Annotated in this window: 10 protein-coding genes; 7 read left to right on the top strand and 3 right to left on the bottom strand. The window is 70.2% G+C overall.

What is annotated here, in order from left to right:
- Window positions 1-63 precede the first annotated feature (63 nt).
- Complete coding sequence (locus ABD658_RS06070; RefSeq protein ID WP_344681993.1) at window positions 64-1182, bottom strand: fatty acid desaturase family protein; 1119 nt, start codon at window positions 1180-1182, stop codon at window positions 64-66.
- Between the two features lie 127 nt (window positions 1183-1309).
- On the opposite strand from ABD658_RS06070, the gene ABD658_RS06075 reads away from it, so the two are divergent.
- Complete coding sequence (locus ABD658_RS06075; protein ID WP_344681991.1) at window positions 1310-2002, top strand: alpha/beta fold hydrolase; 693 nt, start codon at window positions 1310-1312, stop codon at window positions 2000-2002.
- Here ABD658_RS06075 and ABD658_RS06080 read toward each other — a convergent pair.
- The gene (locus ABD658_RS06080) at window positions 1950-3446 is read right to left on the bottom strand and encodes an alanine/glycine:cation symporter family protein (RefSeq protein ID WP_344681989.1); all 1497 of its coding nucleotides are present in this window, start codon (window positions 3444-3446) and stop codon (window positions 1950-1952) included. The genes ABD658_RS06075 and ABD658_RS06080 overlap by 53 nt on opposite strands.
- Window positions 3447-3661: 215 nt before the next feature.
- Between ABD658_RS06080 and ABD658_RS06085 the strand changes: the two genes are divergently transcribed.
- The 3 genes from ABD658_RS06085 (at window position 3662) to ABD658_RS06095 (ending at window position 6969) form a co-directional block, all read left to right on the top strand.
- Window positions 3662-5953, top strand: a complete 2292-nt coding sequence (locus tag ABD658_RS06085; RefSeq protein WP_344744082.1) for a rhamnogalacturonan lyase — start codon at window positions 3662-3664, stop codon at window positions 5951-5953.
- A gap of 92 nt (window positions 5954-6045) precedes the next feature.
- Window positions 6046-6801 (top strand): MBL fold metallo-hydrolase, encoded by a 756-nt coding sequence (locus ABD658_RS06090; protein ID WP_344681987.1) that lies wholly within the window; start codon window positions 6046-6048, stop codon window positions 6799-6801.
- Window positions 6802-6825: 24 nt separating this feature from the next.
- A complete protein-coding gene (locus ABD658_RS06095; RefSeq protein WP_344681985.1) occupies window positions 6826-6969 on the top strand; it encodes a hypothetical protein in 144 nt (47 codons plus the stop codon).
- A 19-nt stretch (window positions 6970-6988) separates the two neighbouring features.
- Here ABD658_RS06095 and ABD658_RS06100 read toward each other — a convergent pair whose 3' ends face one another.
- Entirely contained in the window at window positions 6989-7981 is a 993-nt protein-coding gene (locus ABD658_RS06100; protein ID WP_344681983.1) for a phosphatase PAP2 family protein, read from the bottom strand.
- A 55-nt stretch (window positions 7982-8036) separates the two neighbouring features.
- On the opposite strand from ABD658_RS06100, the gene ABD658_RS06105 reads away from it, so the two are divergent.
- The 3 genes from ABD658_RS06105 to ABD658_RS06115 all read left to right on the top strand — a co-directional run bounded on the left by ABD658_RS06105 (window position 8037) and on the right by ABD658_RS06115 (window position 13150).
- Window positions 8037-9083, top strand: coding sequence for an o-succinylbenzoate synthase (locus ABD658_RS06105; RefSeq protein ID WP_344681981.1), 1047 nt, complete (start codon window positions 8037-8039; stop codon window positions 9081-9083).
- A gap of 9 nt (window positions 9084-9092) precedes the next feature.
- Complete coding sequence (gene menD, locus ABD658_RS06110; RefSeq protein ID WP_344744085.1) at window positions 9093-10943, top strand: 2-succinyl-5-enolpyruvyl-6-hydroxy-3-cyclohexene-1-carboxylic-acid synthase; 1851 nt, start codon at window positions 9093-9095, stop codon at window positions 10941-10943.
- Window positions 10944-11185: 242 nt separating this feature from the next.
- Complete coding sequence (locus tag ABD658_RS06115; protein WP_344681975.1) at window positions 11186-13150, top strand: aconitate hydratase; 1965 nt, start codon at window positions 11186-11188, stop codon at window positions 13148-13150.
- The last annotated feature ends 41 nt before the right edge of the window (window positions 13151-13191 follow it).

The raw sequence follows: 13191 nt of genomic DNA on the forward strand, positions 1-13191 counted from the left end.
ACCCCTCGAGACAGAAACGGGCAGCCGGGAGCAACATCCCGGCGGCCCGCCCTGCTCAGATGCTCACCGTCCCCGGTACTGGGTGACCAGCGGGCAGTCCATGGGGTCGGCGTACCCCAGGCCCACGCGGTTGAGGTAGCGGATGACGATGCCGTAGGACTCCACGAGTCCGGTCTCGGTGTAGGGGATCTGCTTCTCCTCGCAGAACCGCACCACGATCGGCCGGACCTTGCGCAGGTTCATGCTGGGCATGCGGGGGAACAGGTGGTGCTCGATCTGCAGGTTGAGCCCGCCCATCGCCCAGTCCGTGAGCAGCCCGCCGCGGATGTTGCGGGAGGTCAGGACCTGGCGGCGCAGGAAGTCGATGCGCTCGTTCTTGGGGATCAGCGGCATGCCCTTGTGGTTGGGGGCGAAGCTGCCGCCCATGTAGACGCCGAAGACCACCAGCTGCACTGTCAGGAACGCCAGGCCCAGCGGCAGTCCGAGGGTGAGCAGCACCAGCGCGGGGAAGCCGACCAGCCGGATGGTCACCAGCACGGCCTCCACGGCGCGGTGCTTGACCTTGGGCTCCAGGATGATGGTGCGCACCGCGTTGTAGTGCAGGGCGAAGGCGAAGAGGGTGAGCAGCGGGAAGAAGAGCCAGCCCTGTCGGCGGGTGATCCACCCCATGAAGCCGGTGCGTCCCTCGTTCTCTCCGGGGACGAACACCAGGGCGCCGGTGGCGATGTCGCCGTCGCGGCCGATGGTGTTGGGGCTGGCGTGGTGGCGCCCGTGCTTCCGGGACCACCAGGCGTAGCTGAGGCCGACGCCCAGGTTTCCCACGATCCGGGAGAACCACTCGTTGGTACGCCCGGTGGCGAACACCTGCTGGTGGGCGCTGTCATGGGAGAGGAAGGCCAGCTGGGTGAACAGGACGCCGAAGACGGCGGCGAGCCCCAGCTGCCAGAGGCTGTCTCCGAGCACGAACATCAGGGCCACCGAGACGACGGCGGCCAGGCCGAGGACCACCAGGCGCAGGATGTAGCGGTCGGCGCGGCGGTCCATCAGTCCAGCGGCCTTCACCTCCGCGGCGAGCTCGGCGAAGTCATTGGTCTGCGCATTGCGCGGCATGCGCTCACGCGGGGCCGACGGTGCCGTCTGCTCCACGGTGGCGGTGCTCTTCTCAGTGCTGATGACGCTCATGCGGCTACCGTATGGAGCCGGTCAGTACGGAGGCATCACCCAGGGGAGCCAACTCCGCCCCCTACCGGGGTAGGGGGTCGGTCATCAGCCCTTGACTCGCCGCGGCTCGACGGCGAGTGTTCACGCCATGCGATTCATCCTGATCCCCGGCCTCTGGCTGGCCGCCGATTCGTGGGGAGGCGTCCCTGACCTGCTGCGGAAGGCCGGCCATGAGGCTCACGCGCTGACCCTTCCCGGCCTGGAATCCCGCGACGCCGGCCGCGCCGGCCTCGGCCTGGACGACCACCTGGGCGCGGTGCTCGCCGCCGTGGAGGAGGACCCGGAGCCCGCCGTCGTCGTGGGGCACTCGGCCGCGGCCACGTTGGCGCATCTGGCCGCGGACGCCTGGCCGGACTCCGTGGCCCGCACGGTGATGATCGGCGGGATGCCGGCTGCGGAAGGCAGCCCTTTCCTGGAGGGCTTCGCCGCCGACGGAGACGACGTCCCCTTCCCCGGGTGGCCGGCCTTCGAGCCCGAGGACGTCCGGGACCTCGACGACGAGGCGCGCGCGAGACTGGAAGCGATCATGCGTCCCAGCCCGGCGGGCGTGCTCGAAACCCCGGTGACCTACCGGGATGCGCGCCGCCATCAGGTGCGGGTCACGCTGGTGTGCCCGGAGTTCACCGTGGAGGATGCTCGGCAGTGGATGGCCGCCGGGTTCATGCCGGAGCTGGCCGCCGGGGACGACGTCGAGCTGGTCGACATCGACTCCGGCCACTGGCCTCAGGTCACTCGGCCCGCGGAGCTGTCGGCGATTCTCGCTGCTGCAGGTAGTCGCTGACGTCCTCGCGGCTCCAGCATTCGACGTTCTCCAGGTCGGGCATGTCCTCGTCGACGAACACGGGGTCCAGGCCCTGCTTGCGCTGGGCGTCGAAGTGCTTGAGCAGGCGGAACGCCTTGCTGCCGAGCAGACAGATCACCACGAGGTTGAACAGGGCGATGATCACCATGGTGACACCGGCGATGGCCCAGGCGAGGTCGACGCTGATGATGGAGCCGAGGAACACCACGCCGGTGAGCACTACGGCGAAGGCCTTGCGGACGTTCTCCTTCGAGGAGATGAACAGGATGTTCGCCTCGCCGTAGGAGTAGTTCCCCAGGATGGAGGTGAAGGCCACCAGCGTGATGATCACGGCCAGGGCGATGGCGCCGAACATGCCGAGGTTCGCCTCGAGGGCGCCCTGGGTGAGCTCCACGCCCAGGTTGGCGTCCGCCCCTACCGGGTCCTCGAAGGTGAACAGGATGATGAACGCGGTCACCGAGCAGATGATGATCGTGTCCAGGTAGACGCCCAGGGTCTGCACCAGGCCCTGCTTGGCGGGGTGGGAGACGTCGGCGGTGGCTGCGACGTTCGGCACCGAACCCATGCCGGCCTCGTTGGAGAACATGCCGCGCTGCACGCCCGCCATGATCATTGCGCCGAAGGCGCCGCCGGCGGCTGCGCGGAAGTCGAAGGCGTCGCCGAGGATCTGGCCCACCACCCGGGGCAGCTCCTCGATGTTCATGATGATCACCACCAGCCCGAGGATGATGTAGAGCGAGGCCATGAGCGGCACCACGTTCTGGGCCACCCGGGCGACGCTGCGCAGGCCGGCGACGACGATCAGTCCGGTCAGCGCGGTCAGCACGACGGCTAGGATCCAGCTCAGCGTGGTGGTGTCGGCCACCCCGACGGCGTCCGCGGCACCGGTGACGGCGTCGACGACGGTGTTGGCCTGCAGCGAGGTGAAGGACAGGGCGAAGCAGAAGATGAAGATCACGGCGAAGACGATGCCGGCGCTGCGGGAGCCCAGCCCCCGCTGGATGTAGTAGGCCGGGCCGCCCTTGAAGGTGTCGAAGCGGCGGGTCTTGTAGAGCTGGGCCAGGGTGGACTCCACGAAGGAGGCCGCGGAGTTCAGGACGGCCATCACCCACATCCAGAAGATCGCGCCCGGGCCGCCCAGGGCGATCGCTCCGGCGACTCCAGCGATGTTTCCGGTGCCCACGCGGGCCGACGCCGTGATCGTGAAGGCCTGGAAGGCGGAGAGCGATCGAGTGCGACCGGTCTCGTCCCGGCGGGCCTTCTCCACGATGGCCGCGAACATCGCGGGAAGGTGGCGCAGCTGCACCACCCCGGTGCGGACGGTCATGTAGATGCCGACGCCGATGACGACCCAGATGCCGAGCCAGGACCAGGCGGTCTCTTCGATGTCTCCGATGATCTGGAGCAGTGAATCCATAGTCATGATGGGCCGACTGTATCGCGCACTGTGAGGCGGACAACAGGTGGAGAGCGGGCTGACGGCGTGTGCGCCGTCGTGCGTCATGTCGCGACAGCGCTGCGCCCACCGCCATTGAAACGTTTTTAGCATCACTGTTGTCGAGGGCAACCGCGCCGCTCTAGGGTGATCCACGTTACAACGCTGGATGGTCCGAGAGTGATGAACGAGGAGCTGAGCCTGTGCCCTATCGACGACGAACAGCACGTACCGCCGCTGCCCTGGCCGGTGCCGCGGCGCTGAGCCTGACTGCCGGATCCGTGTCCGCGGGTCCTTCCCAGACCACCGAGCTCGGCCACCAGCTGGAGGCCCTGGACCGCGGCCTGGTCGCCGTCGGCACCGACGACGGCGTCCACCTGAGCTGGCGACTGCTGGGCGAGGAGACCACCGGAGCCACGGGCCACGGCATGAAGGGGCCGAACTTCCACGTGCTGCGCGATGGCGAGCGCATCGCCACGGTCACCGATTCCACGAACTTCCACGACGCGGACGGCGACGCCGACTCCACCTACACCGTCACCCCGGTGGGCAACGCCCCGCACAACGGACCCGACGGTGAGGCGGAGGTCTGGGCGGAGGGCCACTATGACCTGCCGCTGCAGAAGCCCGAACCGGGGATCACCCCGGCCGGAGAGGAGTATGAGTACCACGCCAACGACGTCTCCGTCGGGGACGTCACCGGCGACGGGCAGTACGAGTTCGTGGTGAAGTGGGACCCCAGCAACTCCAAGGACGTCTCCCAGGTGGGCTACACCGGCGAGGTCTACGTGGACACCTACACGCTCGACGGTGAGCTGCTGAATCGCATCGAACTGGGTCCCAACATCCGCGCCGGGGCCCACTACACCCAGTTCCTCGTCTATGACTTCGACGGCGACGGCACCGCCGAGATCATGATGAAGACCGCCCCCGGCACGGTGGCCGGCGACGGCGAGCACATCACCATGCCGCAGGAGGACCTGGATGCCGGGTACGGCCCTGACGACGACTACCGGATGAGCGCCGACGACTACTACGAGCATGTGGTGGAGGTATTCCGCGGCTGGCACGAGCATCCCGAGGTGGTCGCCGGGAACTGGCCGGAGACCCTGGAGGAGGCCTTCGGTGAGGAACCCTCCTACGACTACCCGCTCGGTGACGCCGACGCCCGGCAGCTGGCCGACTTCTTCATCGACGAGTACGCGCCCTCCCGCAGCGAACGCAACGATCTGCGGACCTTCGAGGGCTTCATCGTCCACGGCCCGGAGTACCTGACGGTCTTCGACGGTGAGACCGGCGCCGAGCTGGACACCGTGCCCTACACGCCGGAGCGCGGCGACGACGGCATGCTCTGGGGCGACTACGCGATGTCCCGCATCGAACCGGGCAACCGGGTGGACCGCTTCCTGGCCGGGGTGGCCTACCTGGACGGCCAGTCGCCGTCCGCGGTCTTCACCCGCGGCTACTACACCCGCTCCGCGGCGGCCGCCTATGACTTCGACGGCGAGCAGATCACCGAGCGGTGGGTGGCCGACTCTGGGCATGTGCCGATGGACAACCCCTTCGACGCGGGCCCGCACGAGGGAGTGGGGACGGACCCCGAGCTGGGCCCCTTCGCCGGACAGGGCTTCCACTCGCTGAGCGTGGCCGACGTCGACGGCGACGGGAACCAGGAGATCATCTACGGCTCCGCCACTCTGGACCACGACGGCAGCCTGCTCTACTCCTCCACCGGCATCGGACACCCGGACAGTCCGATCGCCGGTCAGGAGATGAAGCTGGGCCATGGGGACGCCCTGCACGTGGGCCACTTCGATCCCGATCGGCAGGGCCAGGAGATCTTCGCCGTCCACGAGGCCGGCCCCTGGGCGCCCTATGGCTATACAATGCGTGACGCCGCCACCGGCGAGGTCCTGTGGGGCGACTACACCGGCACCGACGTCGGCCGCGGCATGGTCGGCGACATCGACCCGGAGACCCCCGGCTACCATGCCTGGGCGTCGATCCCGCCCAACGAGGAGGAGGGCACGACCGGACTGTTCACTGCCACCGGTGAGCCGGTGGACGGGGACGTCCCCGGCACGAACATGAGCATCCGCTGGGCCCCGGACATCACCACCCAGCTCATCGTCGGCGACCGGGAGGACACTCCGCGCATCGAGGACTGGCTGGACGGCACCCTGCTGGTGGCCGAGGGCACCCGGACGAACAACTACACCAAGGGCAACCCGTCCCTGGTGGCGGACATCTTCGGGGACTGGCGTGAGGAGCTGGTGCTGCGCACGTCGGACAGCTCCGCGCTGCGGATCTTCACGGCCACCGAGGTGACCGACCGGAAGCTCTACACGCTGATGCATGACCCGCAGTACCGGGTGGGTGTGGCCTACCAGCAGACCGCCTACAACCAGCCGACCTACCCGGACTTCCACCTCGGGCATGACATCGACTGGCGTCAGGTCCCGGTGCCGGAGGGCCACTACCCGAGCGCCGACTGAGGCCCGCCGAGCCGGCCGGATCCTCGCCAGAGGGGTGCCCGTGGGGCACAATGAAGCACAACGGGCACCCCTTGGCAGAGAAGGTGATCACGATGGCCGGCACCCCTGGCATCACTCCATTCACCCGGGTCGACGACGACGTCTTCATGACCACCGTCGACGGCGGCGTCACCCCCTTGAACATCGGCCTGGTGGTCGGCAGCCGCGGCGCGGTGCTGATCGACCCGGGGCCGGACGGCGGGGACCATGACGCGTTGCTGGCGGCGGTCCGACAGGTCACCGACGCGGAGCTGATCGTGGTCAATACGCACGGCCACGGTGACCACATCGGCGCGAACGCGTATCTGCGTGAGCACGGTGTGGAGCGGATCCTGGCCCACCGTGAGGCGGAGGTGGCCACCGCCACCGAGCTGGTCGGCCAGGCCCCGGTGGTTCTGGACCTGGGAGGCCCTGAAGTGGTCGTCGAGCACCTGGGACGCGGTCACACCGACGGCGACCTGGTGGTCGAGGTCAGCCGCGAGGGCCACGACGGCATCATGTTCTGCGGGGACCTCGTCCGCGAGGGCACCGATCCGAGCTTCCGGGACTCCCATCCGGAAGAGTGGGTGCGCACGCTGGGGCGCATCTGGTCCATGGCGGGCACCTGCTCGCGCATCATTCCCGGTCACGGTCAGCCGGTGGACGCGGACTTCGTGGCCTCGATGCGCCGCCGCATGGAACAGGGGCACACCCTCTCCCGGCAGGCGCTGCGGGACGCGGTCACCGACGCGACCAAGGCCATCCCGATCCTGCCCTATGGTCCGGAAGAGTCCCGGGAACTGATCAGCCGACTGCGCGCCGGCCACTGACCCTGAGACGGACCCGCGAGGCCCATGTTCTTCACCAATCGTCAGCGCCCCGGCGAGGGGCGGGAGGAGCCCGAGTTCCAGATCCGGCTGAACCGGCTGGGCGTCATCCTCGGCGTCATGCTGCTGCTCGGTGTGGCGACCTGGCTCAGCATCGACTGGGGACCGTGAGCCTCACCTCGCGAGGCGCTCACACCTCGTAGAGGTGGGTGAACTGGGGCGGCACCGGGTGCGGCGTCGGCGGGGCCGCGTGCAGCGGCTGTCCGTGGTGGCGACGCCCGGCCTCGGCGTCGAAGAACGTGATGCCCGCGGCGCACAGCAGGAACCCGGGACCTACGGGCAGCAGCGTGCCCGCCACCCAGTGCCAGCCGCTGGGGTTCTCGGCCGCAGTGCGCACGGCCTCCCAGCCGCCCGCGAACAGCAGGGCCAGCCCTGTGGCCGCACAGAACACGACCCCCAGGAACCAGGCCAACCCGGCACCGGCACCGACGGCGGTGTCGTCCTCCACGGTGACGGTGTTCCAGCGTTCGCCGGTGCGCATCACCAGCCAGCCGCCGGCGATGCCCCACAGCGCGGCCACCAGATAGGCGGCGATGATGTCCGAGGCGAAGTGCCCTGTCATGAAGATCGCCGCCCCGGAGAACACCGCCAGCAGGCCGGTGAACAGCCCGATGAAGGGCCGCTGATGCGGGGCGCTGACCAGGAACACGGCGACGGCGGCTGCCGCGGCCATCGTGGCATGGCCGGAGGGGAACGTGGGGTCCGTCCACCACCAGGAGCGCATGTCCGCCACCGAGAGCGGGATCTCGTGGTCCAGCCGGTGGATCCACACGTTCTTCAGTACCTGGGTGGTGATGTTGGCTCCCAGGAACACCACGATCGCGATGCCCGCGGCGAGGAACCGGCGGCGCAGCAGGGTGATCGCCAAGAAGATCAGCCCCGAGACCGCCGCCGCGGCCGCCGGGGCCTTGAGCAGCAGCTGCCGCAGCGTCTCGTTCTGCAGGGGCCCCTGGGTGATGTTCCAGTACCGGGACTCCAGCGTGGCCTGTTCGAGCCATTGGCCCGTCGCGGACCGGATGAAGAACTCATGCACCGCCACCAGCGCGAACGCGCACAGCAGCAGGCCCACGACCCACAGCCAGGTGCGGCGTGCGGGCAGGCGGAGACGGGAATGCTCGGACATGCACACCAGTATCGCAGGCGGCTGCCGTCGAGCCGGTGAAGCCTACACTGAGCCCATGACCTCATTGCCCGACGTCGAGGAGCTGCTGCGCGGTTCCGCCGTCGTGAGCCTGCCGATGCGGACCCGCTTCCGCGGCCAGACCGCCCGGGAGGCGATGCTGCTGCACGGTCCGGCCGGCTGGGCCGAGTTCGCGCCCTTCCCCGAGTACGGTCCGCAGGAGTCCGCGGCGTGGCTCGCCGCCGCCGTCGACGCCGGATGGACCGGCCTGGGGGAGCCACGGCGCACCACGGTGCCGGTCAACGCCACGATGCCGGCTGTGCCGGCCGCGCAGGTGGCCCAGGTGCTCAAGCGCTACGGCCGCGCCGAGGCGATCCCCGCCGTGAAGATCAAGGTGGCCGAGCCCGGTCAGAGCCTCGACGACGACGTCGCCCGCCTGCGTGAGGTGGCGAGGCTGCTGCCGCAGGCCGGACTCCGGGCTGATGCCAATGGCGGGTGGACGCACGCCGAGGCGGTCCGGGCGGTGGAGGAGCTTGCTGATGTCGCCGGGGACCGGCTGGAGTACGTGGAGCAGCCCGTGGCCGGTGTGGAGCCGCTGGCCGTGCTGCGCGAGGAGCTCCACCGGCGCGGCACCCTGGTGCGGATCGCCGCCGACGAGGCCGTCCGCAAGGCCGAGGACCCGCTGCGGGTGGCGCGGCTGGGGGCCGCCGATCTGATCGTGGTGAAGGTCCCGCCGCTGGGGGGAGTGGACCGTGCCGCCCAGGTGGTGCGCGACTCCGGGCTGGACGCCGTGGTCTCCTCCGCCCTGGATACCTCGGTGGGGCTGGCGGCAGGGCTGGCGCTCGCCGCCCGGCTGGAGTCCCTGCCCTACGCCTGCGGGCTGGGCACCGCCGCCCTGCTGGCCGCCGACGTCGTCGAGTCTCCTCTGATCCCGGTGGAAGGGGCGCTGCAGGTGCCGGTGCGGAAGGGTCGTGTGGTGGCTCCTGAGCCGACGCCGCGGCTGGTGGACGAGCACCGGGTGGCCGGGGCTCGTCGAGACTGGTGGGACGAGCGGCTGCGGTCCGCCCATGCGGTGCTGGCCGGGCGGACGGGCGCTGCGTCTTAGGATTGGGACATGCACTCCGACCGGCGTCCCTTCCGCGAATTCGACGACTCTGAGGACGCCGAGGCGCTGCGTCTGGCGCGTCGGGTGGTGCGCGGGCTGAGCCTGAGCATGCGCCACGTGGTGATCGCTCCGGGGTCCCGCTCCGCGCCGCTGGCCTACGCCCTGGCGGAGGCCGAACAGCTGGGTGCGATCCGCCTGCACGTGCGCATCGATGAGCGCTCCGCGGCGTTCACCGCCCTGGGAATCGCGCTGGACTCGGGCCAGCCGGCCGGCGTGGTGACCACCTCCGGGACCGCCGTGGGGAACCTGACACCGGCCGTGATGGAGGCGGACATGGCCGGTGTGCCCCTGGTGGCCATCACCGCTGACCGGCCGGAGGAGCTCCACGGCACCGGCGCGAACCAGACCACCTGGCAGCACGGCATGTTCGCCGGCCGGGTGCGGGACGAGATCCATCTGGAGCAGGGCGAGGTGCGCCTGGAGCCGGTGTCCCGGGATGACATGCTCTCCGCGGAGACGCAGGTGGCGCTGCTGATGCGGCAGGCCTCGGAGTCCCGCGGCAAGGGACCCGGCCCGGTGCACCTGAACATCGGCTTCCGGGACCCCCTGGTGCCCCGCGAACCTGAAGAGGGCGCGCCCGCGGTGCCGCAGCGCTGGGCCCGCCGACCGGTGCGTCCGCAGGCGCCTGTGCAGCCGGCGGTGCATCTGCAGGGCGGGGCGCTGATGGACCAGCTGGACGCCGAGGAGCGGGAGGCCGCCAGGGAGCAGATCCGGCGCAGCCTGCGGGCGGTGCAGGACATCGCCCGCGACGTGCGCACCGTCTTCGTCCTGGGCCACGACGCTCCGCCCGAGGCTGCGCAGCTGGCTCTGGAGCTGGGTCACCCGGTCCTGGCGGAGCCGACCAGCGGGGCCCGGGATGCCGATGCGGCCGTGCCGGCCTATCGGCTGATCCTGCAGGCGCCGGCCTCGAGCGCCGGCGGCCGGCTGACCGCGGAGATCCAACGGGTGGTGGTGGCCGGACGCCCGACGCTGTCCCGGCCGGTGCAGCGGCTGCTGACCGCCGATGCCGTGGAGGCGGTGCAGTACCAGCCTGCCGGCGTCGGCTGGCATGATCACCGGCTGCCCCGTCCCGTGGAGCATGACCTGGAGAGGATCCGCGAGTTCGCCGGAGCTCCTCCCGCCGGGTGGTTGGACACGTGGCTGAGGGTGGGCCGCCGGGTGCAGCAGGTGGTGGATCGGGAGCTGGATTCCGTCGGGGCGCTGAGCTCGGTGCGGGCGGCGCAGCTGGTGGCGGAGACGGTGCGGACCCCGCTGCTGCTGGGCTCCTCCTCGGTGATCCGCGATGTGGACCTCGCCGCCCGGCTGACCATGCACGGGCCGGCGCGGCTGGTGGCGCTGCGGGGACTCTCCGGCATCGACGGCAACGTCTCGGCGGCCTCAGGGATCGCCCTGAGCCGGGAGCGCCGGGTGTCGGCACTGGTGGGCGACCTGACGTTCCTCCATGACCTCAACGCCTTGCTGCTGCCGTCCCGTGAGCAGGTGCCCAGTGTGGATGTGGTGGTGATCAATGACGCCGGCGGGGCGATCTTCGACCAGCTCGAGCACGGGGACGTGGGACGCCGCCCGGGGAAGGGAGAGGCCGTGGAACGGCTCTTCGGCACTCCGCAGGCGGTGGACCTGGCACAGATCGCCGCCGGATTCGGCGTCGAGCACCGCGGGGTGGGCACCCCGGAGCAGCTGCAGCAGGCCCTGGCGCACCCCGATGACCGGCTCGGTGTGCGGATCATCGAGGTCCGCACCGATCGCCACGGGCTGCGGGATCTGCACACCCGGATGAAGGACGGCGTGGCGGCCCTCTGACCGCCCCCTGCGATCGAGGGGTCAGTTCCCGGCATTCCGGCGGCTGCTGACGCGCGTGACCGAGGGGGTGATGTGCGAGAATCTGACTCCTCGTCCGTGGCGCTGCGGCCCTGACGCCGCTCGGGAACACTGATGCCGCTCGGGAACCCTTGTGCCTCTCGGGGCAGGGGAGAGATGGTCGAGGGGAGAGCCCGCGCCGTGGGCTCCGCCCGCAGCGCTCCGACCCCAGGAGGATGACCGGAATGGCATACGCCTCCCAGAATCTGACGCAGAAGCTCATCGCCTCGCATCTCGTGGAGGGCAGCCCGCACCCCGGCGAGGAGGTCGCGCTGAGCATCGACCAGACCCTGACCCAGGACGCCACCGGCACCATGGTGATGCTGGAGCTGGAAGCCATGGGGCTGGACAGGGTCCGCACGGAGCTCTCCGTCCAGTACGTGGACCACAACCTGCTTCAGACCGATGAGAAGAACCCCGAGGACCACCTGTTCCTGCAGTCGGCGGCCCGGCGGTTCGGTCTCTGGTTCTCGAAGGCCGGCAACGGCGTCTCTCATCCGGTCCACCAGGCGCATTTCGGGCGTCCCGGGGCCACGATGGTGGGATCCGATTCCCACACCTGTGCGGCGGGTGCCCTGGGGATGCTCGCCGTCGGGGTCGGTGGGCTCGAGGTCGCCATGGCCATGGCCGGGGAGCCGCTGTACGTCACCATGCCCGAGGTCTGGGGAGTGGAGCTCACCGGTGAGCTGCCGCCCTGGGTCTCGGCCAAGGACGTCATCCTGGAGATGCTGCGGCGTCACGGCGTCACCGGAGGCGGCGGCCGCATCATCGAATACCACGGCGACGGCGTCCGGTCCCTCAGCGCGATGGACCGGCATGTGATCGCCAATATGGGCGCCGAGCTGGGGGCGACCACCAGCATCTTCCCAGCGGACGAGGAGGTCCGGCGCTATCTGGCCGAGCGCGGCCGGGAGGACCAGTTCGTCGAGCTGCAGGGCGACGAGGACGCCGCATACGACCTCACCGAACGGATCGACCTGTCCACGCTGGAGCCTCTGATCGCCGCGCCGTCCTCCCCGGGGAACGTGACGCCGGTGGGGGAGGTGGCCGGGGAAGAGGTCCACCAGGTCGTGATCGGCTCCTCCGCGAACCCAGGGCTGCGGGACTTCGCCGTCGTCGCGGAGATCCTCCGCGGACGTCAGGTCGACCAGCGTGTGTCCCTGGACATCAACCCCACCTCGCGGGAGATCTATGCGGACATGGCTCGCGGCGGCTGGCTGCTGGACCTGATCTCCGCCGGGGCCCGCATCCACCAGTCCGGTTGCATGGGCTGCATCGGCATGGGGCAGGCGCCGGCGGTGGGGCGGAACAGTCTGCGCACCATGCCGCGCAACTTCCCGGGACGGTCCGGAACGGATGAGGACTCGGTGTGGCTGTGCTCCCCGGAGACCGCGGCCGCCTCGGCTCTGACCGGGCGCATCACCGACCCCCGTGCCCTGGAGGAGTCACCGGGCCTCGCCTGTCCCACCCCGCGCATGCCGGAGGCGCCCACCATCGACCACGAGATGCTGGTGGCGCCCCTGCCGGCGGAGCAGGCCCGTGAGGTCGAGCTGGTCAAGGGAGGAAACATCAGTGCGCTGCCGGAGTTCGACCCCCTGCCGGACGAGATCGACCTGCCGGTGCTGCTGAAGGTCGGCGACGACGTCTCCACCGATGAGATCATGCCCGCCGGATCGAGGGTGCTGCCCTACCGCAGCAACATCCCCAAGATCAGCGAGTTCGTCTACCGACAGGTCGACCCCACCTACCCGGAGCGGGCAGGCGGGGTCGGGGGCGGCCATGCGATCCTCGGCGGCGTGAACTACGGCCAGGGGTCCTCGCGGGAGCATGCCGTGATCGCTCCGCGGTATCTGGGGCTGCGTCTGGTGGTGGCCCGCTCCTTCTCGAGGATCCACTGGCAGAATCTGGCCAACTTCGGAGTCCTGGCGCTGGAGTGCGATGAGGAGGTCTACGCCTCGGTCGACCAGGAGGACCGGATCAGGCTGCGCGGGCTGGCCGAGGCGCTGCATGCCGGACGCGAGGTGCCCGCCGTCGTCGTCGGGAACGGCGACGAACGGCAGGTCACCCTGCGCCATCGGCTCTCGGCACGTCAGGTGGAGATGGTGCTGGCCGGCGGGCGGATCGCCCAGTACGCGGCGTCCACGGGCTGAGCGTCCCGGCAACGAGCCGCCCGGCAGCGAGCTTCCGTGAG

It is taken from the genome of Nesterenkonia aethiopica, from assembly GCF_039534665.1.
GTDB lineage: Bacteria > Actinomycetota > Actinomycetes > Actinomycetales > Micrococcaceae > Nesterenkonia > Nesterenkonia aethiopica.

What these genes read in the sequence shown, in the direction of transcription:
- ABD658_RS06100 (WP_344681983.1), bottom strand. Translation starts at nt 7,981, where the DNA reads ATGTCCGAGCATTCCCGTCTCCGCCTGCCCGCACGCCGCACCTGGCTG.
- ABD658_RS06095 (WP_344681985.1), top strand. Translation starts at nt 6,826, where the DNA reads ATGTTCTTCACCAATCGTCAGCGCCCCGGCGAGGGGCGGGAGGAGCCC.
- menD (WP_344744085.1), top strand. Translation starts at nt 9,093, where the DNA reads ATGCACTCCGACCGGCGTCCCTTCCGCGAATTCGACGACTCTGAGGAC.
- ABD658_RS06105 (WP_344681981.1), top strand. Translation starts at nt 8,037, where the DNA reads ATGACCTCATTGCCCGACGTCGAGGAGCTGCTGCGCGGTTCCGCCGTC.
- ABD658_RS06080 (WP_344681989.1), bottom strand. Translation starts at nt 3,446, where the DNA reads ATGACTATGGATTCACTGCTCCAGATCATCGGAGACATCGAAGAGACC.
- ABD658_RS06075 (WP_344681991.1), top strand. Translation starts at nt 1,310, where the DNA reads ATGCGATTCATCCTGATCCCCGGCCTCTGGCTGGCCGCCGATTCGTGG.
- ABD658_RS06070 (WP_344681993.1), bottom strand. Translation starts at nt 1,182, where the DNA reads ATGAGCGTCATCAGCACTGAGAAGAGCACCGCCACCGTGGAGCAGACG.
- ABD658_RS06115 (WP_344681975.1), top strand. Translation starts at nt 11,186, where the DNA reads ATGGCATACGCCTCCCAGAATCTGACGCAGAAGCTCATCGCCTCGCAT.
- ABD658_RS06090 (WP_344681987.1), top strand. Translation starts at nt 6,046, where the DNA reads ATGGCCGGCACCCCTGGCATCACTCCATTCACCCGGGTCGACGACGAC.